Below are 25,451 nucleotides of genomic sequence, written 5' to 3'. Positions count from 1 at the left end.
GCGAACACGCGGTACGACCGGAATCGATCCGGCCTAAATATTTGCCGCTGTTGGGGTTAAGGACGACAACATTTTGGAGCAGCGGGCATGAAGACCTATTCCGTACGATTCAGTCATTCAGGAAACGAAGCAAACATATCCCACGACGCGCTGCGGGCGGCTGTGGTGGATTTTCTGGAGCGCTGGGGCACGCGGTTCTATCTGGGGCCGGACTTTGGAACGCTTTTGGGCCATGGCGACCGGATCGCGAACCTGCTTCGAGCCTGTGGAATGGACGAGGCGGCGTTTTTCCAGGAGGTCTTGCGGCAACTGGCCAAAACGAACCACCAGTCGGATCACGAAATGGACGACCACGAAGGTCCGGAGGTGCGCGTCTCCGGGATTGTTCTGCCCAAGCGGTTGCTGCTGGTCTTCCTGGAGCAGATGCTTCCCGGCGACGGGTTCGTGGCGGTGCGCTCGGTGGAACAGTACGCGGAGTTGACCAACATCACGGTTCCGGAGGACCAGCGCGAAGACCTGCAACAGGTCATCGACACCTACCCGGTGCGGCTGTCCCGACACGTCCTGCGCCAGTCCCGCCTGTCCCGGCACGTGGCCTATCAGTTCATGCCCTTTGTCCAGGAGCTGGATCAGACCGGCCTGAAAAACACCTGGATCGGCCAGTTTCACCAGGGGCTTTTGGAACAGATGTACCAGAACCGCCCGATTTTCGTCCTGCACATGAGCTGCCCGGTGTATTGCCGGTTCTGCTTCCGCAAACACAAGGACTGCCGCAACCTCCCCGCGCCCACGGTGGAGGACGTCCAAAAGGCGGTGGATCACATCGCCGCCTCGCCCCAGATCAAGGAGATCGTGCTCACCGGGGGGGAGCCGCTGATGAACAAGGCCACCTTGACCACGGCAGTGGCCGGTCTGGCCGGGATTCCCCACGTCCAGACCATCCGCATCGCCTCCCGGTGCATCTCCTATTACCCGTCCCTGTTCTTCGCGGAGAACGAATTCTGGCTGAACTACCTGATCGACCGGAACCGGGAGCTGCAAAAGACCAACAAGAAGATCGAGATCGCCACCCACTTCATCCATCCGGACGAAATCTCCCATTACAGTCTGGAGATCATCTCCCGGCTGGTCCGGGGCGGGGTCGGCGTCTACACCCAGACCCCGTTCCTGAAGGACTGCAACGACACCGGCGCGGAGCTGGCCGAGCTCTACGCCCAGCTGCGGGCCGTGGGCTCCGAGTTGCACTACATCTACATCCCGTGCAGCCCCATCCAGGGCAACAATATCTACTGGACGCCCATTTCCGCCGGTCATACGGCCCTGGCCCATCTGCGCGGCCACCTGCCGGACCGGGCCATGCCCATTCTGTGCACGGCCACCAAGATCGGGAAGATCGACTGGAACACCAGCGGCTGGGCCGTGGAGCAAAGCGGGGAGGAACCGGATATGATCTGGATCCGCACCCCCTACACCGAAGGCTACTTCAAGTCGTTCGCCCCGCAATTTTCCTTGGAGAAAAGCCGCGTGAACCACGAAGGGACCCTGGACTCCCGGTTCATGGCCCGGATCGGCGACGAGTCCCTGTTTTTCGGCTCCCTTTCCCAGGACGCGCCGCCGGCCAGGGACTTTGATCCCCAGGAACTGGGCCGGGTCCAGCAGCTCATCTGCCAAGACCAACGCATCCGTCAAAGCATCGTTCCCACGGGCATCGAGGCCCTGCAGCGCGTTCACCGCACCCAGGTGGAGGTGGACGTGGCCGCGAACCGGGAGATGCCCGCCATTCTGGAGTACATCCAGGCCAATCCGGAGATTTCGGACGTGGTCCTGGCCGCGGAAGACAAAATCCTCAACCACCTGCCCGAGGTCCAGGCCTATGCCCAGGCCCTGCGCTCCCTGCCCCAGGTCACCGCCCTGCGGGTGCGCAGCCTGATGTTCGCCTACGAGCCCGAGGCCTACACCGACGACGTGATCGAGGAACTGATCGCCCTGAACCACCTCGACCCCGCCCGCCCGACCCGCCTGGAACTGGAAACCCAGTTCGTCCATTCCAGCGAGTTTCGCCTGGTCCACGGCGAAATCATCCGCCGCCTCCTGGCCCACGGCGTGACCGTGTACAACAACATCGCCCTGCTCTCCGGGATCAACGACTCCCCGGAGGAAATGAAGCGGATCTGCTACAACTGCCGCCAGATCGGCATTGAGCTCCAGAACCTCTACGTCGCCGGCCTGCCGGTGCAGGAGGAATGGAACCGGGACACCCCCGTGGAAGCCACCACGGTGATCGACCTGGCCACCCACCTGCGCCGCCACGAAAGCGGCCGGGAGGTCCCGGTCTACGTGGTCCGTACCATCCTCGGCGACGCGGACTTCAACCTCAACGCCCGCATCGTCGCCGCCCACGACGACCACGTCCTGATGCGCCTGCTCTGCGTGACCAAAAAAGCCATGCGCGATATTGATCCGGATTTTGACTGGCCCGAAGGAGTCGAGGAACGTGACGGCCACCCCGTGGTGCCGGTGCGCGGGCTGACGGCACGGACGAACCGGGACTTTTTTCTGCGTGGATGAAAGGTGACAACTTGCCGAAATGGCGAGATAGATCTGTTGACCATCTGTGATTTGAAAGTTACAAAAATTCGTGAACATCATTCGTCGGTACCGTGCTAATAACGGTCGGGAGGTCATTGCGGATTGGCTGACCGACCTCCGGGATGTGCGGGCACGAGCCAAGATTGTCGATCAACCGCTTGAAAGCTGGTAATTTCGGCGATTGCAAAACACTCCGGGGTGGTGTCTCGGAACTGCGGATAGACTACGGCCCCGGGTATCGCGTCTATTTCAGCAGGGTGGGAAAGCTGATTGTGTTGCTTTTATGCGGTGGCGATAAACGGACACAGGAAGCCGATATTCAGCGGGCAATCGACTATCTTGCCGATTTCAAAAGAAGGGAAGGCCATGAAGAAAACTGATCGCGCCAGTGTTAGCCATGATGAGGCCCTTGTACAAGAACTCCGTGCGGATCCTCTTTTCGCGGCGGAGTATCTCCAGGCTGCCATGGAAGATACCGACGAGCCCGCGGTATTGCTCATAGCTCTGCGGCATGTTTCTGAAGCCTTCGGCATGGCTGATGTCGCCAACGCAGCGGGAATTAAGCGTGAAAGTCTCTACAGGGCCTTGTCGCCCAAAGGAAACCCAACGCTCAAGACTCTGTTGGCTGTACTCAAGGCGGTCGGACTACGTCTGGTCATCGCTCCTGAGAGCCGCAATGAACGGGCTGCTTGCCCCAACTGATCTGATCTCCCATCCTGTCAGGAATGCCCTGAATCAAGAATAAGGGCAAGGTATGGTTCGACTTACCCTGGAACTCCCGGACGAGGTTTTTTCTGCTCGCAAGCAGCCACCGCGACTCTTCGGGCATGATTTGCGATTGGCCACGGCGATCCACTGGTATGCGCGTGGCGAAATATCCATGGAAAAAGGGGCATTGATTGCCGGTCTGGATCGGAACGACTTTCTGGAAAGCACTTGCCGCTCAGAAGGTCGAAGTCTTCTCCGTGGATGTGGACAGCTTGGCGAGTGAATTACAACATGCCTGAAGTGGAGGTCGTACAAGACGACTCCCCAACCCGGGACGTGCGACTGTGAGCCGGCTGCCGGGCTCCTACGTTCTTCCCGGTTCATCGGACCCGGCCAAATTGCTCGGCTTGGAATAGGCATTTCTGGACCTTCGACGTTGACTGAGGAATTGCATTAAAAACCATATTATTGTCCGGAGGCTCCGAACTAGAGATTGCGCGATGTGGACTCACTCCACCAAGCGGAAATTTGTGTACGGTAAGCCCTGCTTTTTGGTGCATAATCCGGTACATCGTGCTTGACTTGGTCTTTTTTGGTCGAGCAATAACAGAAGATTGCAAGATGAATTCGATTCCTAACCTGTCCGTCGAATCTGCAGGAAGTGGGTCCAGGTGGAGGGGATGCGTATCGTGTAGCTACCTGCTCAAAAGTTACTTGATACTTGGTGACACGAATGTTGGGATTGGGCCTATTCGCGACAGCCCCGGTCCAGGCCGCGCCCTCCGATTGCCGCAACCGGCCCGCACTGCTATCAAACCCCAGGAGCGCAACCTCGCCTTGGCCTCCTTGTCCTTGTGCTCTGGACTCGACACCAACAGCTTCCCGGAACCTCTCGAATCGCCAAGTATCTTGGCAGTGCCAACGGAATGGGCGCAAACAGCAAGGCTTTAGCTGGTTGGCGATTTCACCTAACATTTTGTATTCATGTAGTTTTACCAATGGCATGGATCGTGCTTAATGTTGAGAAACATCAACACTCAACCCAACCAAGGAGTATCGTCATGAGAAAAATGTGGAGAATGATTTTCGGAACAGCGGCCCTGACCTTCATGCTCTGCCTGACCGGACTGGTCATGTCCGGCGAAGCTCAGGCCCAGAGGTTCGTGGACAATGGGGACGGGACAGTGACGGACACGGCGACGGGGCTGATGTGGACCAAGGATGCGGACCCGTTCGGTAGATTGAATTGGGATGACGCCATGTTAAGGTGCACCTTTTTCAGCATCCGCGGAATTAGCGGCTGGCGGCTGCCGAGCAAGGATGAGCTTGTGGCTATTAGGCATGCAATTCAAGGCGGACATCCCTTTACCGGGGTCCAGTCGTCCTACTACTGGTCCAGCACGCACGACGCGGACTACCCGGGCAACGCGTGGAGCGTGAGCATGAGCAACATCAACGTGAACTTCAACTACACGACCCTCACCTTCCACGTGTGGCCGGTCCGCGCCGGACAGTGAGGTGCTTTGGAGCTTGGATTATTTGGGTAATTCAATCATTAACGGGGGGTGCAGGGGGCGGTAGCCCCTTGCTCGCCGTTTTTAGGCGGAAAGGAGCCTTTTCAATTCTCAAAAACGATGGTTTATGAGAATGTTAGCTGTCGTCTGCACGACTGACAAAAAATCAAGGCTCCGCCCTTCTCAAAAATAGTTCTTGAATCTCTTTTCTCAAAATGACAATCACTGACGAGTTTCGAGAACAACCAGAGGGGTGTCCAAATGCTGATCGGCTACGCACGTGTTTCGACCACGGATCAAAACCTGAACCTGCAACAGGAAGCCCTTGTCAGCGTAGGTTGCGAGAAAATTTTTGAGGACAAGGTCAGCGGAACGCAGGTGGATCGGCCAGGGCTTGCCAAGGCCCTCGACATGCTCCGTCAGGGCGATACGCTCGTGATCTGGAAACTGGATCGCCTGGGCCGCGGCGTAAAGCACCTGGTTGACCTGGTTGGATCGTTGCGGGAACGCGGAATTGAGTTCAAAAGCATTACTGACGCCATCGACACCGGCACACCTGCTGGTCGGTTCTTCTTCCACGTCATGGTGGCCAGTCTGGCTGAGATGGAGCGGGAATTGACCGTTGAGCGGACCAAGGCCGGTCTGGAAGCCGCACGTAAACTTGGCCGATATGGTGGCCGCAAGCCAAAGATGACGCTGACCAAGGTTGAGTCCGCGAAGAAACTACTGTCCTCCGGTATGCCCGCCAGGGATGTTGCCCAAACTCTTGATGTCTCCGTGCCGACTCTTTACCGATGGGTACCGGCAGGGCAAGCCTCGATTTGATAGGGATGACTTTCACGGAATCCCGGCAAGCTGACGGATGATACCAACGGCACTTGGACAAAATAGCGGAGGTAAGCCATGGCAAGAAATCTTAGAGAGGTGCTCGCGGAATTTTCCCCCGAGGACCGGAAGGACATCGAGGTCCAGGCAGCGGTGATCATCCGCGAAGAACATGCCCGGCGTGAACAACGCTCACAGCAGACACGGACAAAAGCAACCGGCCCTGTTCGCTCCAACACATTAACCCAAGTGCCCGCCCACAGGTAAAAGGGACCACACAACCTTCCGACCCTGGCTTGGAGCCTTGGCCGTAAAGCCCCTCGGTCATTCTGGTGAACGATACAGAGGGGCTTTTTTGCGCCATCTAATTTCCCCGCGAACGGCTCTTGTTTGTTGGAGTACTTGCCACCAGAGCTTAGCGGACACAAATTTCATTTTGGTGGAGTGAACCCATAGCGTACGATTTTTTCCGTTTTCTGAGTTGCCACGGTTGAATCAGTTTGCCCCAAACGACACGTTTGTTGGTAGTGGACCAGCCTCTCGAAAGTGATCCGTGAGGTCTCCCCAAAAGCGACACCATGAAAAGTGATTTTCACGAAATCCCGGCTTGACCGTGCAATGAACATCTATATATTGTAAACCAATTGGGCTACAAAAATCTTCAACGGAGATATGAACCATGGCTGCAACAGCAGTTGTCCGGGCAAGGATTGATGAAACTATAAAAAATGAGGCTTCCAGTGTATTAGCAGAAATGGGGCTTACCGTTTCTGACGTGGTGCGTATTGCGTTAACGAAAGTTGCCAAAGAAAAGGCGCTGCCGTTTGATATGCGTATTCCAAACGCTCTCACGGCTAAAACGCTGGAGAAGAGTGAGCGAGGCGAGGATGTATACCGCGCTAAAGATGCTGAAGACCTTTTCCGGCAACTCGGTATCTAATGCGCACTCCAGAATATTCAGGTCAATTCAAGAGAGACGTAAAGCTGGCAAAGAAGCGTGGCAAGGATGTGGAAAAACTTAAAAAATTACTGGCATTGCTCATTAAAGGCGTGCCGTTGCCAGCGACATATCTTGACCATCCGTTGAAAGGAGAGTGGATTGGTTTTCGGGATGCGCATATTGAGCCAGACTGGGTTCTGATCTACAAGGTTTCCGGAGATGTTGTGCGATTCGAACGTACAGGAAAACACGCTGATGTGTTTATGGGGTAGGCCGCTTTCGATAAACCATGGAACTTGATGGAATTGAACGAGGATGTCAGCCATGGCAAAAACTCTTGATGAAATGATGGTCGGCCTTTCCCCTGAACGGAGGGAACGGATTGAAAAGCGGACGGCTGAACTGATAGCTGAAGAACATGTGCGCCGTAAACAACGATCCAGGCAAGCACGGACAAAATCAATCGGCCCTGTTCGATCCAACACATTAATCCAAGTGCCCGCCCACGGGTAAACTTGGATCACAACCTTCCGGACTTGGCTTGGAGCCTTGGCTGTAAAGCCCCTCGGTCATTCTGGCGAACGATACAGAGGGGCTTTTTTACGCCCCCATAATGAAATAAGGATGGCTCAATATGCGTTTCGGACATATCAGTCCGTTGAAAAACTCCCAATTGCTGCGTCGCTGCAAAAAGTTCAAACTCTCACGTATGAATAAATACGCTTCGACCTTGAACTTTTTTTGCTCCTTGCACTTGGGGTTTTTGAACGGACTGCCGGATAAGGACTTTTTCAACACTCAGATATGAGCTGCCGGGTTTGTGGGTGGAATGCCGGACCCTGACCCAGGGTAGCGTCAGCGGGGGCGTGGACGCCGCAACCCTGGGCTATGATACGGAATCACCCGTCAATCATCCATTTGGAGGACATAATGAAGATCAAGAATTTGCTGTTTGGTGCCGTTTTATCCTGCTTTCTGCTTTCCATGCTGAACGCCCAGGTACTGGCGGATTCGGTTTGGCCGGGCATGGTTGGATCAGCCGATGGGGTGCCGATCTCCTATGAGGTGCATGGGACCGGCGAACCGACTCTGGTGTTCGTGCATGGCTGGAGTTGCGATGGGCGTTACTGGCGGATGCAGGTCCCGCACTTCTCGAAAAATCATCGGGTCGTGGTGATCGACCTGGCGGGACATGGGCATTCCGGGCTGGGACGCGAGGACTACGCCATGGACGCCTTTGGCGAGGATGTCCAGGCCGTGGTCGAGGAAGTGGGGGCCGAGCAGGTGATCCTGATCGGGCATTCCATGGGCGGGCCTGTAAGCGTGGCGGCAGCTCGGCTGATGCCGGGCAGGGTGATCGGGGCCATTGGGGTGGATACCTTTCATGACGTCTCCCACCCGATGACGCGGGAGGAATTCGATTCCTGGATGGGATTGCTCCAGCCCGACTTCCCCGCCGGGGCGGCCCAATTCGTGCGGCAGATGTTCATCGAGAAGACGGATCCTGTCCTGCGCGACTGGGTGGTGGCGGACATGTCGGCCGCGCCGCCGAAAGTGGCTCTCAGCGCCATGGAACACATGCTTTCGGACGTGGTCAGCGGCGTCGCGCTTTCCGCCTTCGACGGGTTCGAGTTGCCCATCGTGGCGATCAACGCGGACCTCTGGCCGACCAACGTGGAGGCCAACCGTCACCATATCCATTCCTTCGATGTAGTGATCATTGAAGGGACCGACCACTTTTTGCACATGGCCGAGCCTGAAGCGTTCAACCGGAAGCTGGAAGGCGTGATCGCGGGCATGGTTGAGACGAGGAAGGGAGCGGAGTAGCCTAGGCAGCTGGCCCCAGGGAGCATTCCGGAACTGGAAAACGCTCAACCACAACAAGGGAAAACACCGTGAACGGGCCACATCCATCAACAAAACATCCAATGGAAGGATTTCCGCGGGTCTGCTTCATCAAAAACACGGTGACGAATCCGAACATCGTCATCGGGGACTACACGTATTACGATGATCCGGACGATTCGGAGAACTTTGAGCGCAACGTGCTCTATCATTTCCCGTTCATGGGCGACCGACTGGTCATAGGGAAGTTCTGCGCCTTGGCTTGTGGTGTAAAGTTCATCATGAACGGGGCGAACCACAAGCTTTCGGGGTTCTCCACGTATCCCTTCCAAATTTTCGGCAACGGCTGGGACACGGGACCGGACCGGGACGACGAGCCGTACAAAGGCGATACGGTGGTTGGGAACGATGTTTGGATCGGATACGACAGCTTGGTCATGCCGGGAGTACAGATCGGCAACGGCGCGATCATCGCCGCGTGCTCCGTGGTTGCTTCCGACGTTCCCGCGTACACGGTCGTCGGAGGAAATCCGGCAAGGCAGATCAGGCGGCGCTTTTCTCCCGAGGTCGTCGCGGAACTCGAAGCCATTGCCTGGTGGGACTGGCCCGTTGAGCAGATCACGAAGCATCTGGCCATCATTGTTTCGGCGGACATCGAAGCACTCCGCGCCTGTCGCGATGACCGGCTCCCAGTCCTTGAAGACACTGGACACGCCACGTTTAATGATCTCGGCTAATTGAGTGACTTGCATCTGAAGGAGCAACCGCCATCGCCCCCAAAAACTCAGTCCATCGCCGCCCTCGCAACCTCTCCGCCGTTGTCCGCGCGTTCAACGACCGAGTATTGTTCGCGGACGCCGCTGGCGGAGTTTTGAGTGTTGGTCAGGGCGGAGTGGAGGACTCGTCGCGTGAAAGTGCCGGCGGAACGTTCTGGGATATTCTCAAGCTACCGGTTCGGAGTCTGGAGCAGGCCTTGGAGCGATTCCCGCCCGGACGGGTGCACGAGGTTCATGCGCCGGGCGGGAAGGGGACGTTTGCGTTGCGGATTATTGCTTTGCCCGGTTGTCCGTCACCCCTCGAATCACAGCCTCGACCCGACATCCATGCCGGGCCCTCCGCGGAGTCCGGCCCGCCCCCTCGCCCTGCTTCCGCGTCCACTCGCCCCGCCTACGTGATCATCGCCACGGACAATCGACCCATCGTCCAGTTACGGGAAATATACAAAGAACGGATCGGGGAGAACATTCAGGCTTTGGAGAACTCGATCCATCTGTTCGGGGCCATGTTCGACGGGGTTCAGGACGCCATGCTGCTTTTGGCTCAGGACCGGGTCGTCCACGCCGCCAATCCCCGGGCCGCGAAATTGCTGGACCCGCGGGGCGACGGGCTTGTCGGGCGTTCGGTGACGACGCTGTTCCAGGTCGAGGACCGGGAAGTGATCGCTGAAAAGTTGGCCCGCATCAAGGACGGGGGACGATGGACGTCTCGTAGGACGTGTCTGCGCCCGGATGGCGACACCCTTCCGGTGGAGGTGGCTCTCTGGCGGATCGATTTGCAGGGCTTCACTCTCTATCACATGGTATTGCGCGACCTGACCGCCCAGGCCCTGCTGGAAAAGGGCCTTCGCCGCAAGCGGGCCGAAGTGGAGGGCATGAGCCTGGCTCTGCGCAACGTGGTCCGCTCCACGGAAAAGGAGAAGGAACAAGTCCGGGAGGCCATGCTCCGGGAGGTCCGGGCCGCGATACTGCCGGCCGTGGAGCGCATGGCCAGGGAGGAATCCCCGGAGCTGCGCAGCGCCCTCAAGGTGATGATCGAGGAACGCATCACCGCCTTTTCCGAGTCCGGTTCCGCCGACGGCCTGAACGCCCAAACCGACGCATCGGCGAATCTCCTGCTCAAGCTCACTCCCCGGGAAATCGAAGTTTGCCGACTGATCCGCATGGGCGCGGGCACCCAGCAGGTGGCCGAGCTGTTGAACACCTCCTTTGACACCATCCAGACCCACCGCAAAAATATCCGCCGCAAGCTGGCCCTCAAGGGGCGCAGGGTTTCTCTTTCCTCCTTCCTCCAACAGCATAACTTTTTTGAATAATAGTGATTCTTCGACGTTGGAGGTCAATTCCACATCCAACGTCGAAGATTACGAAGGAGAGGGCGCAGTTGCGCGCAAGTCAGCAAGAAAAACAAGGAGAACGTAACGTGGAGAACAACACCGACCAACACGATACCGGCGGCCCTCAAGGCCATGTCCAGTGGCTGTGCGGCTTCGCCCTGGAGCGCGAGGACATCAAGTGGCTGGTACAAGGGCTGCCTCAAGAGGGTGGCGTGGACCCGAATACGGCGGAGTATGAGTTGCAATTGCTCAAGATCGTGAGCATCGGCTGGGGCATCTCCTACTTCTTGCAGGAGGACCCGCTTAAGGATGAAATTCTGGAGCCGTATTGGCAAGCCGTCCGGGAGTTCGCCGAAAACCTCTCCCAGACCACGTCCCTGCTCATCGGCAAGGACATCGAGTATTTTGAGGCGATCAAGGCCCGCTTGAACACCTACGTTCAGGCCATGACCGCGCTGACCGGAGACGCCGACCCGACCCAGGCCATCGGCCCGGCCTTTGCGCGATGCTGCGGCCGCGAGGACGATCCCTTCGCCGTGTTGGCCGGAGCCAAGCTCTTTGCCAACACCATGGCCCACACCCGGACCTATCTGGCCAAAGCGGTCAGCGAAGACGAGCGGGCCGGAGACGGGGGAGTGCAGTAGGCTTCGTTTAGCTGAGTGCTGAAAAAATGCTTTGTCGGCAGTCCGTTCAAAAACCCCAAGTGCAAGGAGCAATAAAAAATCAAGATCGAAGCGTATTTATTGATACGCGAGAGTTTGATTTTTTTGCAGCGACGCAACAATTGGGAGTTTTTCAACGGAATGTCAGGACCGCAACCGCCGCTTGTCCCCTACCCGCACGGTCATCTTCTCCTTGTCCAAATACTCCAACAGCGGGATGGAGAATTTGCGGGACAGGCCGGTGACGGTTCGAAAATCCGAGGGTTCCATTTCCGGGTTGTCGCGGAAAAAGCCCCTGACCATCTCCCTGATCCGCTCCAGGGCCTGGGCGGTGAAGAACATGTCCTCCTTGACCTTGACCAACTCGCCCTGCTCCTGAAGCAGACGGAAGACCGGGGCGGCCTCCTTCATTTCCAGGTTTAAGGGGGCCAGGACGTCCTTGACGTTGGGCGGGGTCAGGCCGCCCCGGTCGTAGGCTTGCAGAATCGTCTCGCGCAGCTTGGCCTGATCCGAGGCCAGGGATACCTTGTGGCCGGGGAGGCGGAACAGGTCGCCGTCCGCGGCCAAGGCACCCTGCTTCAGGGTCCGCTCCAGGACAAAATGGAACAGCTTGGGGTGCAGTTTCCGTCCCCAGCCCGAGGCCAGGGCTCCGCGGGAAACGCCCTGCTTCATGGGCTCCTTGCGGTGAAATTCCCCGACATGCTCCACGATGCCCGCGCCGAGTTCCTGGGCCAGCCGACCATGGACATAGGTCCGGTCTTCCCGCTCGAACAGAAAGGCCTCTTGCCTACCGCCCAAGAGTTGAAGCTGCTTCTCCAGTTCCTTGGTTTCCAGGCAGGTCACGGCCCGCAGTTGGCCGAACGTCAGTCCGGACAATCCGGCCAGTTCGAGCTGGAGCAGGATGCGTTGATCTCCCTGAGCCCCGGCCAGTTCTCCCAGCCGACCAACGGTCGCCGAATGGCGCTTGACCTTGCGGCCCAGGGGATTGACCAGCTTGCCGCCGGCCACGGTGCGTAGCGGCGAGAACGAGCGCAGTACGCAGCGGTCCCCGTACATCCCGACCATGGGCTCCTCGAACCGGACCTGGGTCATGGCCGTCTCGCCCGGTTCCAGCTTGTCTCGGTCCAAAAAGTAGATCCGAGCCAGGATTTCCCGGGTGCCGTGGTGAAAGTGGATCTGAGTGCGGTGTTTCAGGGCCTTTGGCGTGGAAGGCAGGCAGGTCAGCTCCAGGTCCCAGGTGGTGCTGGGAAACAGAGTGCCGGGATGAGTCAGGACCATGCCCCGCTCCAGGTCTTCCACCTCCAGGCCGTGCAGGTTCACCGCCGTGCGCTGGCCCACCTCGGCCCGTTCCGGGGAGTCGCCATGGACTTGCAGGCCGCGGGCCTTGCTTTTCAGGCCCCTGGGCGCGATCTCCAGGTCGTCGCCCACTTTGAGGGTCCCGGAAATCAAGGTCCCCGTGGCCACGGTGCCGTGACCGCGCATGGTGAAGATCCGGTCCACGGGCAGCCGGAACACGTCCGAACGGGGCTCCCGGTGAAACTCTCCGGCCAGCCCCGCGATTTCCAGCCGCAGATCGTCCAGCCCGATCCCCTTGTGCGCGGAAACCGGCATCAACGGGGCCTCGGCCAAAAACGTGGGTTCCAAAAAAGCGCGCACGTCCTCCTGGACCAATTCCAGCCATTCTTCCTCCACCATGTCCACCTTGGTCAGGGCCACCAATCCGCGTCGGATGCCCAGCAGCGTGCAGATTTCCAGGTGTTCCCGGGTCTGAGGCATCACGCCTTCGTCCGCGGCGATCACCAGCAACACGAAGTCGATCCCCGCGGCCCCGGCCACCATGTTCTTCACGAACCGCTCGTGACCGGGCATGTCCACCACGCCCAGACGGACATCGCCGGGCAGATCCAGAAACGCAAAGCCCAGTTCGATGGTAATGCCGCGCTTCTTCTCCTCCTGCAGTCGGTCGCAGTCGATACCGGTCAGAGCCTTGACCAGACTGGTCTTGCCGTGATCGATGTGGCCCGCGGTGCCCATGATGATCGCCATGCGGATTTTTCCTCCGTTAAAACTCGGTTGGTTGACGTGTCGCCCCGTTACTCCGGCAACGTGATCAGTTCCGGATGCATGGCGTCATCCTTGACACGGATGACGGCCATGGAAACCGGCAAGGTGAAGCGCTTCGGCCCGATGCTGCCCGGATTGAGATAGAGCACGTCGTCCTTGTAGGTGATGTCCGGGGTGTGAGTATGGCCGTGGATGACGGCGTCCACGCCCGCGGCCCTGGGGTCCAGGTCCAGTTCGTACAGGTCGTGGAGCACGTAAAAGCGCTTTCCGGCGAATTCCACCGCCTCGGTTTTGGGCATCGGGCTGCCCGAAGCGGGCCGGTCCATGTTGCCCCGGACGAACACGGTGCGCTGGACGCCCTGCAGGGCGGCGATGATCTCCGGGCCGCAGACATCTCCGGCATGGAGGATCAGGTCGCAGCCTTGCAGTGCGGCCAGGGCGCTGGGGCGCAGCAGGCCGTGGGTGTCCGATATCACGCCGACGAGTCGACTCATTTTCAACTCCTTGGAACGACTTCGATTTCAAACAACACCGGCCACAGCTTGCCGGTCACGAATATCCGCCCTTGCTCCGAGTCGTAGGCGATCCCGTTGGGCACGGCTTCCGAAGATCTCCGCCGCGGCCCGAGGATTCCGTTCAGATCGACCCGGGCCACCACATGCCCGTCGTCTGGATCGATGCGGACCATCTCGTCCGTGGGAAAAATCTTGGCCCAGATCTCGCCCTCGATGTATTCCAACTCGTTCAGGCCGCGCTGGGGCCGACCCTGGTCATGGACCGCGATCCGTCCGGTTTCCTGGAAGGTGTACGGGTCCAGGCGGCGCAAGATATGGGTGCCGTCACTGAGGATCAGCCCCTGGTCGTCCTGGGTCAGCCCCCAGCCCTCTCCGGGGTAGGTGAAGGTCTCCAACTGGTCGAAGGTATCCAGATCGTAGACGAAGCCGGTACCGGACTTCCAGGTGACCTGAATCAGCCGGTCGTCCCAGAGGGCCAGGCCTTCGCCAAAGTACTGCGGCGCAAGGTTCCGCTTGCGCAGCACGCGCCCGGTGGTCAATTCGGCCTTGCGCAGCGAGGAAGTGCCCCAGCCTCCGGTGCTTTCGTAGAGATGCCCGTCATAAAACAGCAGCCCCTGGGTGGAGGCCGCGGGGTCGTGGGGGTAGGTGTTGATCACCCGAAAGGTTTTTTGGCGAGGGATGGGAAATTCAGGCTGGGCAAGCAGCCGGGAGGGGAACAGCTTCAGGGCCCCCATGCCCGTCAGCGTGGCGATGCCGGCGGCCAGGGCTAAAAACCGTCGTCTGTGCATGGTATTCGAGGTCGCGGGGCGTTAAAATCGGTGGAAAAAGAAAAGGTTATAGCCGAAATGCACCAGGACGCAGGGCAGGATGCGTCCGTGTCTGTCCCAGATCCATCCAAAAATCAGGGAGGGAAAAAACACGGCCGCGGCCCAGAGCGGAGGCTGGGCGAACAGGTGCGCCGCGGCGAAACAGATCGAGGCGACAAGATTGGCCAGGGTCAGCGGCCCCCAGCTCCGTAAATAAAAAGAACGCCCGCGAAGCCACTTTTGCAGCAGTCCCCGGAATACCACTTCCTCGGCCAGGGCCATCACCCCCAGCCTCCATAGGGCCACGGCAACCGCGGGTTCGGGTAGAAGCCATGCCGCGGGTGCCAGGGCCAGGACGGCGTAGAACCAGGGGTCCCGAAACCATGCTTTCCGTTCTACAGCTTGCACGGATAGCCACAAACCCACAGACTCGCGCCGCACAATTCGCGGAACAACCGCAAGCTGACCGAACCGAACTGCCAATCGGCCATCATCCCCCGTCCGGCTCCGGCTCGCCCCACGGCCACGGCGGCGTAACGCCCCCGCTCCGCTTCTTCGAGAATTCCTTGAGCATGGTCCGCCGCGGTTAGCACCTTTGTTGAGATCCGTGACTCGGCAACGGCGTTGGCCCGCAGCATGCGCACGGCATTGTCCAGAATCAACGCCTCGTCCCGATGGTCCCGCCGATTCGGGTCGGCCAGGTAGGCCACGCAAATGGCATGGCGCGGCTCCGGGGCGCACATCATGCCCACATGGTCAGCGGCGCACAGGCCGGGCTTGGAGCCGTCCACGCAGAGCAAGACGCCGGATCGGGTCAGATCCGGCTCCCGACATATCCAAAAGGGAAAGTCCAGGTTTTGGTCGAAAACGGTTTCCTTGAACGCGGTATTCAGATGCTCTTCCAGGCGACGAATGCCCCGGCAGCCGAGAACCACGGCGTCATAACGGTGGTGATCCGCCACTTCGGCGATGTCGGAAATGCGGAGAAACGGCTTGCCGGATGCGTCCGGGCACGTTTTTGCTACCGAGAAGCCCTTTTCCTCCAGCACGGCCACGGCCCAGTGCAGGGCGTCCGGCGAGGAAAGCCGGTCCGGGTCGTCCCCGGCCAGATCGGTCTGGGGCGTCAGGACAAGATCGATCAGCAAATCCTCGGCAGGTTGAAAAAAATTGCTCACGAAACGTGCTCCGTGGAGCAGGGCCGGATCCTCGCTGACGCAGATCAGCAACTTGCGAAGGAACAGGTTGGGATCGGGCATGGTTTCCAGAAGAACCTCCGTGGTGGGCACGATGACAACCCCGTAAAACGCCGGTCAGGCCGACCCCGGCGAAGGGAACCACTTCAGCCAGATTTTGCGGGAACGCGGACCGTCGAATTCCGCCAGAAAGACACCCTGCCAGAGGCCCAGCAGCAACCGCCCCTCCTCAACCAGAACGCGCAAGTCCGAGCCGAGCAGCGATGCCTTGACGTGGGCGTCGCTGTTGCCCTCGGAGTGCTGGTAGTCGCCCTGATGCGGGACCCAGACGCCGCAAGGTCGTTAAAATGTCCCGAGGCACGGTGGGATCGGCGTTCTCGTTGATGGTCAGCCCGGCTGTGGTATGCGGACAAAACAGCACAAGCATGCCGTCCAGAAACTCATGGTTGCGGACGACGTCCTGCACCTGGGCCGTGACGTCCACCAGGGCTTCGCGTTGCGGGGTCTGGATGGTCAGTTCCTGCATGCGCTCCCTCCGTTGTCGCTCAGGGGATTCTCGGTCGCCGGAGTGATCGCTCCGGCATGGCCGGAGTCCGAAAAAACAGGGCCAAGACTGACAGAAAACCGGGGAACAAACAAGAGAGACGAAGCGTTGGGGCAGAGAGGAAAAACAGGAAGAAGGGGGGCGCGAAACAGCGTTTCGCGCCCGAGAAAGTCGTTACTCAGGGAAACGGGGAGCCACGTATGCGGAATTTCCGCTGATTCGCGCCAGCAGGGCCAGAACCCCGAACAGCAGGGCCGCGGCCAGATGGGACCAGCCGATGAGCATCACGGCTTCCGGGGAAAAGGACCACTCAGGCAGGTTCTTGAGCACCCGGAAAAAGCCCGATCCGATCAGGGCCGCGACGGCCGCGATGCGCAACCGGCCCCAAAGGGTGATCCGGTATGTCCGGGAAAGAACCCGGAGATGGATTACGGCCCAATAGGCGACCAGGGCCAGAAAAATCCCGGCGGCAACGTAGTGCAGGACATGCTGGACGAAAAAGTCCGCGGTCCAGGCTAGGCCGGGAATATCCGCGATATAGTATCGCTTGAAAAGCGGCATCTGGCCCAGTCCGGAAACGGCCAGCACGAACACGCTGACCGCGAAGAGCCGGGTCTGCCAGGGGGAGATGAGAGGTTTCGGGCTATTCATGGCCGGACTCCTTTTGGATCACGGCCCGTGCGCCGGTCAGCAGCCCGGCGGCGATGCCCGCCAGGGGCGCCGCGACCAGGGCCCAGGTCAGGTTTTCCGCCTTGGCCATCACGTCCTGGACCGGCTCCAGATGCGGTCGGCCCGGACCGGTCTGCATCGCACCGTTGAGCACGTCAAACGGAACCGGGGAAACATAAAAGGTGTTCGTCCCGCCGTTCTCTTCGGCCCCGTACACGTACCCATCCATGTCCTTGGCCAGCTTGCGGGCCAGATCCAGCATTTCGGATCGCGGGCCGATGTGCTGGATGCGCATGGGACAGATTTCGATGCACGCCGGTTCTTCGCCCTGGGCTACACGGTCGTAGCAGCGGTCGCATTTGTACATCACCCCGTTCCCGGCGAATCTGGGCATCAGGTCCAGATACAGACCCACCCCGGTTTGGCGCTGCGGGATCGCCCACGGACAGACGTCGCGGCACTTGCCCCCGCCCAGACAGATTTTTTCGTTGATCCGCACGATGCCGTCGGATTGGCGCAGGGCCGCGCCCCACGGGCAAAGATTGGCGCAGGGCGGGTTTTGGCAGTGCAGGCACCGCCTTGGGATGTGCAGCTCAAAAGGCTTGCCGTTCCACTCCCCGGCGGCGGTTTGGATGTACAGCCAGTTATACGGGGTCAGCCGGTCGTCCGTGAACCGCCGATCCGTCCAGTCCTCGGCCTGCACCCGCTTGGGGAACATCTCCGGAAAGGGCTTCTCCGGCTTGGGATGCTTGAACCCGTTAACCTCCCGGCAGGCCTCCACGCAGGCCCCGCAGTTGATGCACTGGCTGATGTCCAGAACCGTGGCCAGTTCTTCGGGGTGCTGGTCGGATCGCTGGGCAGCCCCGCCAGGATTCGTTTTCAGGGGCAAAACCGCGGCCGCGCCGGCCACCCCTGCGGCTTTCAGGAAATTTCGTCTGGAAAGGGTTGCGGATCGCGGCACAGCACCATCACCATCGTCGCCATTGTGCATAAGACCTCCCGGTCGCTCTCCTCTTCCGCGGCGGGCCGTTGAAAACTCGTCAGCCACGTTGCTCAATGCGCCGTCAAGGTTCGGTGAGCAGTCCGCGGAATCGGACATTGTTTAACAGCACAAACTTAGCATGAATCATGCCACAAAAACATTGTCTTCCATCCGGCTTAAAAAATGGTCCTTTTTAACTGCCTGTCAGGAGAAAGAGTTTTTTCTTTTCGCGATATCTACACGTGATTAATCACACATCGACAGCGGCGCGGGTCAATGCGCCGTCCGCGACGTTTTGACCACTTCACATTACGGCCCGAATTGCCGATCAGACATGGAATAAAATTGACACTCCTTGTTTTTATTGGATAGGTCTCCAGTATTGTATACGCCCGACAGGCGAGTTGTTGAACTTGTAAAAACTTTAACCGGAGGTGTTTATGAAAAAATTGATTGGATGCGTCGTGGTCGCGCTGTTGCTGACTCTCGGTCTTCTTTCAGGCCCGGCGGCGGCAAAAAAGCTTGTTGTGGCCGTGGATACGGCCTTTGTTCCCTTTGAGTTTCGTGACCCGAAAACAGGCGAGTACACTGGATTCGACATCGACCTCTGGGCCGCCATCGCCGAGGAGCTCGGCGTGGAGTACGAACTACAGCCCATGGATTTTGCGGGTATCGTCCCGGCCCTGCAAACCGGAAGCATTGACGCGGCGTTGGCCGGAATCACCATCACTTCCGCACGAGAAAAAGTCGTGGATTTTTCCCATCCCTACTACGACAGCGGCCTGACCCTGATGGTCCGTTCGGACAATGAGGAGATCAAGGGTCCGGAGGACGTGGCCGGAAAACGGATCGCGGTGCGCACGGGAACCACCAGCGACAACCACGCCCCCTCGCTGAATCCGTCGGAAATCATCAAGTTTCCCAACATCGAACAAGCCTACATGGAATTACGCACCGGTCGCGTGGACGTGGCCATGCACGACACGCCCAACGTGCTGTACTATATCACCACCGCTGGTGAAGGCGCGGTCAAGGCCGTGGGCCCCCGGATGCAGGCCCAGTCCTACGGCATCGGTTTTCCCCTGGGCAGCAAGCTGCGCAACGACGTCAACGTCGCCTTTCTGGAGTTGGTGGAAAACGGACGTTATGCGAAAATCTACCGCAAATGGTTCGGCCAGGACCCCAGTCCTCGTTAATCCGTCCTCGCGCCGCGTTGGAGCGCGGTCCAATCTCTGGACCGCGCTCCAACGCGGAGACCTCCGGTTGATGTTTCGCCACCGAGGTCTTTTTCACGCCTGCCGACACCTTTAACCATCAGGATACATCCAATGGAATTTCAATACGACGTGGTCCTCAACTCCATGCCCCAACTGATGAAGGGCGTGAAGCTGACCATCGAAATCACGTTCTACGGTTTAATCGGGGGGACTCTGCTCGGGATTCTTACCGGGTTGTTCCAGGCCTACAAGGTTCCGGTGCTGAACTGGATTGCCTTTACCTACGTGGCCTTCATTCGCGGAACACCCATAGTGGTCCAGGCCATGTTCGTCTATTTCGCCTTGCCCCTGGCCCTGGGAATCCGCATGAACGCCTTGAACGCGGCGATCATGGTGCTCTCCGTCAATGCCGGAGCCTATATCGCGGAGATCGTCCGCGGGGCCGTGCTCTCCATCAACAAGGGCTTGGTGGACGCCGGTCTTGCATTGGGCCTGTCCAGGCTGCAAGTCATCATGTCCGTGGTCGGTCCACTGGCCTTCCGGCGGATGATTCCTCCATTGGGCAACCAGTTCATCATCAGCCTCAAGGATACCTCTTTGTTCATCGTCATCGGCGTGGGCGAGCTGACCCGGCAGGGGCAGGAGATCATGGCTTCCACCTTTCGGGCCTTGGAAGTATGGACCGCGGTGGCCATCCTGTACATGGTTATGACGACAACCCTGGCGCTGTCCCTGCGTCTGCTGGAACGAAGGATGAAAATCCTATGAGCATGGTCGAGTGCCGGAAGGTCTGTAAAAATTTTGGCAAGGTAACGGTATTGCGGGACATCGACCTGAACATTGATCAAGGCGAGGTGGTTGTGGTCATCGGCCCCTCGGGCTCGGGCAAGTCAACTTTGCTGCGCTGCATCAACGTGTTGGAGAAGATCACCTCCGGAGAGCTGCTGGTGGACGGCAAAAGCGTCACGGATTCCAAAACCGATGTCCGACTGATCCGGCTGGAGGCGGGCATGGTCTTTCAGCAGTTCAACCTTTTTCCTCAGATGACGGCCATGGAAAACGTGGCCTTCGGACCGCGCAAGGTGCGCGGCTTATCTCGCGCCGAAGCTCGGGAACTGGCCGCCGAATTGTTGCGCAAAGTGGGCCTGGAGGAACGTGGGAACCACTATCCGTCACAGCTTTCGGGCGGACAGCAGCAACGCGTGGCCATTGCCCGCGCCTTGGCGGTGAAGCCCAAGCTGATGCTTTTCGACGAGCCCACCTCGGCCCTGGATCCGGAATTGAAAGGAGAGGTGCTCGCCGTGATGCGCTCTCTGGCCGAGGAAGGCATGACCATGGTCATCGTTTCCCACGAAATGAATTTCGCCGTCAACGTGGGCACCCGGCTTATCTTCATGGACGAAGGCCGGATCATCCACGACGGACCGCCCAAAGATCTTTACGAAAACCCTCCCTCGGAACGATTGCGGGATTTTTTGCGTCATATTCAGTAAATCCCAATTCTCCGGCACAGCCGAATCGCGACGAGGATGTCGGACCTGGAAGAGGCAAGTCCATCGAAACAAAAAATGGTTGTAATACCATTTCTAATTCAAAGCTTCTCTTTCGGTATCGGTATCGGGATCGAATTAGAATTATTGGCGAACAAACAGTATCTATCCCGATACCGATACCGATACCGATACCGACGCCGACCCCGATAACTGCATTTTCTCAAGCGAAAAACGCATTGCCGAAGTAGAATTGGTATAACTACTCGCACTCTTCCGAGTAAAAGCAGCATGGATACCGCCTTTGCGAGTATAACTGACTCGGAAACGTATTGAAAAACACGTCATTCCCGCGAAAGGCCAGCTGGCCAGTAACTGTTCGAAACAGGCCGGTCATTCATCCGCGCATCAAGAGCACTCCTTCTCCGGATGGAGCATCTTCCGGTTGTGGAACCAAAACGAGGAGTCGTCCATCAGTTTGTAGAACACCGGGACAAAGAGCAGGGCCAGGGAGCTGGCCAGGATCATGCCGCCCACCACCACGGTGCCGATCTCCTGACGGCTGTTGGCGCCCGCGCCGGTGGCGAAGACCAGGGGCAGGGAGCCGATGATGAAGGTCAGGGCGGTCATCATGATCGCCCGGAAGCGCTGTCGGGCCGCGGCCAGGGCCGCGTCGAAGGCGCACAGGCCTTCGCGTTCCCGGTTCTGGGCCGCAAACTCCACAATCAGGATGGCGTTTTTGGCCGCCAGTCCGATGAGCACCAACAGGCCGATCTGGAAGTAGATGTCGTTGGGAAAGCCGCGCCACAGGCCGGACAGGGCCGCGCCGAGCACGCCGAAGGGCACGGCCGAGGCCACGGCGAAAGGCAGGGACCAGCGTTCATACTGGGCGGCCAGGATCAAAAAGACCATCAAGAGGCCCAGCCCGAAGGCCAGAGCTCCGGCCCCGGCTGCGGCGTCCAACTGGTAGGCCTCCCCCACCCAGCCGATCCGCGTGGCCTGGTCCAGCACGTCCAGGGCCGTCTCTTCGATGGCCTCCTTGGCTTGGCCCGTGGTGAAGCCCGGGGCCGGATCGGCGAAAAATTTGGCCGCCGCGTTGCCGTTGAAGCGGTTGATGACGTCCGGGCCCGGCCGGCGCTCCAGGGTGACCAGGGCGCTCAGGGGCAGCATTTGGCCGTGCTCCGAGCGTACGAAGACCCGGTTCAGGTCTTCGGGCCGGCTCCGAAATTCGCCCTCGGACTGCATGTTCACCTGCCAGTTGCGTCCGGCCAGGGTGAAGTCATTGACGTACAGGGCGCCGAAGGTGCTCTGCATGGCCTCGAAGATCTGGTTGATGGGCACGCCCGCGGCCCGGGCCTTTTCCCGGTCCACCTCGGCGTGGTAGCGGGGGATGGTGGTGTCCAGGGTGACCCGGGCGTTGGTCACTTCAGGACGGGCGTTGATCGCCGCGATGAAGCGTCCGGCCCGGGTTTCGACCTCCCGGGGCGAGGAGCCGTCGCGGACCTCCAGGTAGCCTTGCACGCCTCCGGTCAGGGACAGCCCCTGGATGGGCGGCGGGGTGAAGGCAAGCACGTTGGCTTCCGGGACGCTCATGCCCATGCCCATGATCCGTCCGGCCAGGGACATGGCGTCCTGACCGGGGGCTCGGCGGTCCTTCCAGTCGGTCAGGTTGGCGAAGCCCAGTCCGGCGTTGGTGCGCAAGGCTCCGTCAAAGATGTCGAACCCGGCCACGGTGGTAAAGTCCTGAATCTCGTCCAGGCCGGTGAGCATGCCCGTGATGGTCTCCCGCGCGGCCTCGGTGCGCGGCAGGGCCGACCCCTGGGGTAGTTGAAAGACGACCATGGCCACGCCCTGGTCTTCCTGGGGGACCAGGCCCGAGGGCAGGCGCGTGACCGCGTACACCGTCCCGGCGGTCACGGCCAGGAAGAGCAGCATGCTGATCACGGCGTGGCGCAGCATCTTCTCCACGATCCAGGCAAAGGCGGCGGTGAGCTTGTCGAACAAATAGTTGAACAGCGCAAAGGGCCCGGACGTCTTGCGGACCTTGCGGTCCAAAAGCAGAGCGCACATGGCCGGGGCCAGGGTCAGGGCCACTACGCCGGAAACCACCACGGAAACGGAGATGGTCACCGCGAACTGGCGGTAGAGTTCGCCGGTCATCCCGCCGAGAAACGCCACGGGCACGAATACCGCCACAAGAACCAGGGTCGAAGAGACCACGGCTCCGGAAACCTGCTTCATGGTCTCGATGGCTGCTTCCCGGGCCCGCAGGCCCTGTTCGCGCATCAACCGGTCCACGTTTTCCAGGACGATGATGGCGTTGTCCACCACAATGCCGATGGACAGCACGAGGCCGAACAGGGTCAGCAGGTTCACGGAAAAGCCCATGGCCAGCATCCCGGCAAAGGTGCCCACCAGGGAGACTGGAATGGCCGCGGCCGGGACCAGGGTGGCCCGGAAGCGCTGCAGGAAGACGAAGGTGACCAGCACCACCAGGACCACGGCGATGACCAGGGTGATCATCACTTCGCGGATGGAGATTTCCACGAACTCGGTGGTGTCGTAGGCCACGGTATGGGCCACGCCGGGCGGGAAGCGCTGGGAAAGCGCCTCCAGGGTGTCGTGGATTCGATTGGCCGTATCCAGGGCGTTGGCCCCGGGCTGGAGATAAACCCCGATGGGCACGGCGGACTGGCCGTTGTACGTCGCGGAAAAGGCGTAACTCTGAGAGCCCAGCTCGGCCCGGGCCACGTCGCCCAGACGCAGCACGCCCCCGTCCTCGGAGGAGCGCAGGATGATCCGTTCGAACTCCTGGGCGTCGGCCAGTTGGCCTCGGGTGGTCACGGCAAAGGAAAAGGCCTGGTCCGCCGGGGAAGGCTCGGCGCCCAATTGACCGGCGGCGAACAGGGCGTTCTGCTCCCGGACGGCGGCGGCCACGTCCGACGGGGTCAGGTCGTACTGGGCCAGCTTGTCCGGGTTCAACCAGATGCGCATGGAGTAGTCCTGGGAGCCGAACAGGGAGGCCTCCCCCACGCCTGGCAGCCGGACCAACTCGTCCAGGACGTTGAGCAGGGCGTAGTTGCTGATGAACAGCGTGTCCCGGCTGTCGTCGGGCGAGTAGAGCACTGGAACCATCAAGATGTTCGTGGAACGGGCCTCCACGCGCACCCCCAGATCCCGGACCCGCTGGGGCAACCGGGAGGCGGCGGCCTGAACCCGGTTGTTCACGTTGATGGCCGCCTGGTCCGGGTCCGTGCCCATTTCAAAGGAGACCGTGATTTGCAGCATCCCGGAGTCCGTGGCGCTGGACTCCATGTAGATCATGTTGTCCACGCCGTTGATTTCCTGCTCCAGGGGAGCGGCCACGGCCGCGGCGATGACTTCGGAGCTGGCGCCCGGGTACATGGCCGCGACCACGACCTGCGGCGGAACCACGTTCGGATACTGCTCCACGGGCAGCACGCGCAGGGCGGCCCCTCCGGCCAGAATAATGATGATGGAAATGACCGAGGCGAAGATCGGTCGATCGATGAAGAAGCGAAACATCAGCGTTCCTCCGGCTCCGGATTCTCCCCGGAAATTTGGCCGTTGGTCACTTGATCACCCTCGGGAGTGTCCCCTACGGCATCGTCATGGACGGTCTCCACGACGTTCACGGGCGCGCCGTCGCGCAGGGCGACCTGACCGTTGATAACGACCCGGTCACCGTTGTTCAGTCCCTCCAGGACGATCTGTCGACCGTCGCTCACCGGCCCCAGACGGACCGGCCTGATCCCGGCCGCGTCCTCGTCGTCCAGGACAAACAGGTGCGGCGTTTCGCGGCCCTGGCCCACGGCGGCCTCGGGCACCGCGAAAACACCTTCCAAATTTTGCAGGGCGACTCGAATTCGGACGAATTGTCCGGGGATCAGCGTTTGGTCCGGATTGGGAAAAACGGCCCGCGCCGTGACCGTGCCGGTCCGGGCGTCGATCACGCTGGCGGTGAAGTCGATCTCTCCGGGGTGGGGATACTTCAGCCCTTCCGGCAGCAGCAGTTCCGCGCGCCGGGAGCGGCCGTCGCCACGCATCGCGGCATCGGTTTCCGGCATGGCGAACCGGACGTGCACCGGATCATGCTGGGTGATGGTGGCCAGCAGCCCGCCCCATTCGATCAGATTGCCCTCGGAGAGATTCTCCAGGCCGGTCACTCCGGCCACCGGGGCGCGGACTTCCGTGTAGCCGAGGTTGCGCCGGGCGTCGGTTACGGCCACCTGGGCCTGGGCGAAACGGGCCTGAGCCGTTTCCAGGACGGTCAGGGCCTTGTCCCGCTCCAGCTCGCTCACCGCGGCCTCGGCGAACAGCCGGGAATACCTGTCCCACTCCCTTTGGGCATGGTTCAGGTTGGCCCGGGCGTCGGCCAGATCGGCCTCGGCCCGCCGCAGGGCGATCTCATAGCGTTCCGGATCGATGCGAAACAGCAGCTCATCCTTCTTGACCACCCTGCCTTCCTCATACAGCCGCTCGCGCAGGATTCCCTCCACCCTGGAGCGAATCTGAACCTGACGCGAACCGTGAACCCTGGCCGGATACTCCCGAACCACCTCCACGTCCCGCGCCTGCACGGTCAAAACGGTCACCGGCGGAGGAGGAGGCGCGGGACGCTCCTGGGGCTCCGAGGACCCACCGCACGCCGCCAGCCCGAGGACAAACAACAAAACGACCATCATGGCCGCGCCATACCGGACAAAAAAAACATCCCTTCGCATCCCGACCCTCCATATCTTCATGCCGTTCTC

Annotated in this window: 26 protein-coding genes and 1 pseudogene; 16 read left to right on the top strand and 11 right to left on the bottom strand. The window is 60.0% G+C overall.

The genetic code is table 11. The annotated features are described in order from the left end of the window. The first annotated feature begins 87 nt into the window (after positions 1-87). The 13 genes from DESLA_RS0113845 to DESLA_RS20585 all read left to right on the top strand — a co-directional run bounded on the left by DESLA_RS0113845 (position 88) and on the right by DESLA_RS20585 (position 11,178). Positions 88-2,568 (top strand): radical SAM protein, encoded by a 2,481-nt coding sequence (locus DESLA_RS0113845; RefSeq protein WP_028572922.1) that lies wholly within the window; start codon positions 88-90, stop codon positions 2,566-2,568. A gap of 164 nt (positions 2,569-2,732) precedes the next feature. Beyond that, positions 2,733-2,969 (top strand): type II toxin-antitoxin system RelE/ParE family toxin, encoded by a 237-nt coding sequence (locus DESLA_RS20595; protein WP_281172417.1) that lies wholly within the window; start codon positions 2,733-2,735, stop codon positions 2,967-2,969. Next, on the top strand, positions 2,956-3,291 hold the full coding sequence (locus DESLA_RS0113835; protein ID WP_028572921.1) for an addiction module antidote protein: 336 nt from the start codon (positions 2,956-2,958) through the stop codon (positions 3,289-3,291). Before DESLA_RS20595 ends, DESLA_RS0113835 begins: the two co-directional genes overlap by 14 nt. Positions 3,292-3,343: 52 nt before the next feature. After that, a complete protein-coding gene (locus DESLA_RS23725; RefSeq protein ID WP_211239059.1) occupies positions 3,344-3,580 on the top strand; it encodes a UPF0175 family protein in 237 nt (78 codons plus the stop codon). A gap of 778 nt (positions 3,581-4,358) precedes the next feature. Next, positions 4,359-4,814 (top strand): Lcl C-terminal domain-containing protein, encoded by a 456-nt coding sequence (locus DESLA_RS0113830; RefSeq protein WP_028572920.1) that lies wholly within the window; start codon positions 4,359-4,361, stop codon positions 4,812-4,814. Positions 4,815-5,072: 258 nt separating this feature from the next. Then, entirely contained in the window at positions 5,073-5,636 is a 564-nt protein-coding gene (locus DESLA_RS0113825) for a recombinase family protein (protein WP_028572919.1), read from the top strand. A gap of 78 nt (positions 5,637-5,714) precedes the next feature. Next, entirely contained in the window at positions 5,715-5,903 is a 189-nt protein-coding gene (locus DESLA_RS0113820) for a hypothetical protein (protein WP_028572918.1), read from the top strand. 412 nt (positions 5,904-6,315) lie between these two features. Continuing rightward, positions 6,316-6,576: a type II toxin-antitoxin system RelB/DinJ family antitoxin gene (locus DESLA_RS0113815; RefSeq protein ID WP_028572917.1), complete on the top strand. Its 261-nt coding sequence runs from the start codon at positions 6,316-6,318 to the stop codon at positions 6,574-6,576. Continuing rightward, a complete protein-coding gene (locus DESLA_RS0113810) occupies positions 6,576-6,848 on the top strand; it encodes a type II toxin-antitoxin system YafQ family toxin (protein ID WP_028572916.1) in 273 nt (90 codons plus the stop codon). The genes DESLA_RS0113815 and DESLA_RS0113810 overlap by 1 nt, the downstream gene beginning before the upstream one ends. Positions 6,849-7,506: 658 nt before the next feature. Beyond that, positions 7,507-8,403, top strand: coding sequence for an alpha/beta fold hydrolase (locus DESLA_RS0113795; RefSeq protein WP_051434696.1), 897 nt, complete (start codon positions 7,507-7,509; stop codon positions 8,401-8,403). Positions 8,404-8,471: 68 nt separating this feature from the next. Beyond that, positions 8,472-9,158 (top strand): Vat family streptogramin A O-acetyltransferase, encoded by a 687-nt coding sequence (locus DESLA_RS20590; protein ID WP_084032082.1) that lies wholly within the window; start codon positions 8,472-8,474, stop codon positions 9,156-9,158. Between the two features lie 107 nt (positions 9,159-9,265). Further along, positions 9,266-10,513 (top strand): PAS domain S-box protein, encoded by a 1,248-nt coding sequence (locus DESLA_RS0113785; RefSeq protein WP_156932971.1) that lies wholly within the window; start codon positions 9,266-9,268, stop codon positions 10,511-10,513. A 107-nt stretch (positions 10,514-10,620) separates the two neighbouring features. Beyond that, on the top strand, positions 10,621-11,178 hold the full coding sequence (locus tag DESLA_RS20585) for a hypothetical protein (protein WP_051434694.1): 558 nt from the start codon (positions 10,621-10,623) through the stop codon (positions 11,176-11,178). A gap of 162 nt (positions 11,179-11,340) precedes the next feature. On the opposite strand, the gene selB is transcribed toward DESLA_RS20585, so the two are convergent. The 9 genes and pseudogenes from selB to DESLA_RS20565 form a co-directional block, all read right to left on the bottom strand. Then, positions 11,341-13,242 carry a selenocysteine-specific translation elongation factor gene (gene selB, locus DESLA_RS0113775; RefSeq protein WP_028572913.1) on the bottom strand — a complete coding sequence of 634 codons (1,902 nt, stop codon included), beginning with the start codon at positions 13,240-13,242 and terminating at the stop codon, positions 11,341-11,343. A 47-nt stretch (positions 13,243-13,289) separates the two neighbouring features. After that, the gene (locus tag DESLA_RS0113770) at positions 13,290-13,754 is read right to left on the bottom strand and encodes a metallophosphoesterase family protein (protein WP_028572912.1); all 465 of its coding nucleotides are present in this window, start codon (positions 13,752-13,754) and stop codon (positions 13,290-13,292) included. 2 nt (positions 13,755-13,756) lie between these two features. Next, positions 13,757-14,563, bottom strand: a complete 807-nt coding sequence (locus DESLA_RS0113765; protein ID WP_051434693.1) for a glutaminyl-peptide cyclotransferase — start codon at positions 14,561-14,563, stop codon at positions 13,757-13,759. Positions 14,564-14,584: 21 nt separating this feature from the next. Next, positions 14,585-14,989 carry a JDVT-CTERM system glutamic-type intramembrane protease MrtJ gene (gene mrtJ, locus DESLA_RS20580; RefSeq protein ID WP_156932970.1) on the bottom strand — a complete coding sequence of 135 codons (405 nt, stop codon included), beginning with the start codon at positions 14,987-14,989 and terminating at the stop codon, positions 14,585-14,587. Continuing rightward, on the bottom strand, positions 14,977-15,867 hold the full coding sequence (locus DESLA_RS21890) for a hypothetical protein (protein WP_051434691.1): 891 nt from the start codon (positions 15,865-15,867) through the stop codon (positions 14,977-14,979). The genes mrtJ and DESLA_RS21890 overlap by 13 nt, the downstream gene beginning before the upstream one ends. A 24-nt stretch (positions 15,868-15,891) precedes the next feature. After that, a pseudogene (locus DESLA_RS23605) lies at positions 15,892-16,038 on the bottom strand (YjbQ family protein); the annotation flags it as partial. Next, on the bottom strand, positions 16,004-16,300 hold the full coding sequence (locus DESLA_RS23600; protein ID WP_492207365.1) for a secondary thiamine-phosphate synthase enzyme YjbQ: 297 nt from the start codon (positions 16,298-16,300) through the stop codon (positions 16,004-16,006). The pseudogene DESLA_RS23605 and the gene DESLA_RS23600, both read right to left, overlap by 35 nt. 192 nt (positions 16,301-16,492) lie before the next feature. After that, complete coding sequence (locus DESLA_RS23220) at positions 16,493-16,969, bottom strand: hypothetical protein (RefSeq protein WP_035261850.1); 477 nt, start codon at positions 16,967-16,969, stop codon at positions 16,493-16,495. Beyond that, a complete protein-coding gene (locus DESLA_RS20565; RefSeq protein WP_051434690.1) occupies positions 16,962-17,978 on the bottom strand; it encodes a 4Fe-4S dicluster domain-containing protein in 1,017 nt (338 codons plus the stop codon). The genes DESLA_RS23220 and DESLA_RS20565 overlap by 8 nt, the downstream gene beginning before the upstream one ends. 431 nt (positions 17,979-18,409) lie before the next feature. Here DESLA_RS20565 and glnH point away from each other — a divergent pair, with 431 nt between their 5' ends. The 3 genes from glnH to glnQ all read left to right on the top strand — a co-directional run bounded on the left by glnH (position 18,410) and on the right by glnQ (position 20,679). Beyond that, entirely contained in the window at positions 18,410-19,165 is a 756-nt protein-coding gene (gene glnH, locus DESLA_RS0113735) for a glutamine ABC transporter substrate-binding protein GlnH (RefSeq protein ID WP_028572909.1), read from the top strand. Between the two features lie 132 nt (positions 19,166-19,297). Continuing rightward, on the top strand, positions 19,298-19,954 hold the full coding sequence (gene glnP / locus DESLA_RS0113730; RefSeq protein WP_028572908.1) for a glutamine ABC transporter permease GlnP: 657 nt from the start codon (positions 19,298-19,300) through the stop codon (positions 19,952-19,954). 2 nt (positions 19,955-19,956) lie between these two features. Beyond that, entirely contained in the window at positions 19,957-20,679 is a 723-nt protein-coding gene (gene glnQ / locus DESLA_RS0113725; protein WP_028572907.1) for a glutamine ABC transporter ATP-binding protein GlnQ, read from the top strand. A gap of 405 nt (positions 20,680-21,084) precedes the next feature. Here glnQ and DESLA_RS0113720 read toward each other — a convergent pair whose 3' ends face one another. Continuing rightward, a complete protein-coding gene (locus DESLA_RS0113720) occupies positions 21,085-24,222 on the bottom strand; it encodes an efflux RND transporter permease subunit (RefSeq protein ID WP_028572906.1) in 3,138 nt (1,045 codons plus the stop codon). Then, positions 24,222-25,421, bottom strand: a complete 1,200-nt coding sequence (locus DESLA_RS20560) for an efflux RND transporter periplasmic adaptor subunit (protein ID WP_156932969.1) — start codon at positions 25,419-25,421, stop codon at positions 24,222-24,224. The genes DESLA_RS0113720 and DESLA_RS20560 overlap by 1 nt, the downstream gene beginning before the upstream one ends. Between the last annotated feature and the right edge of the window lie 30 nt (positions 25,422-25,451).

The organism is Desulfonatronum lacustre DSM 10312 (genome assembly GCF_000519265.1).
GTDB classification, from domain to species: Bacteria; Desulfobacterota; Desulfovibrionia; order Desulfovibrionales; family Desulfonatronaceae; genus Desulfonatronum; species Desulfonatronum lacustre.
This window is presented reverse-complemented; position numbering and strand designations above follow the sequence as displayed.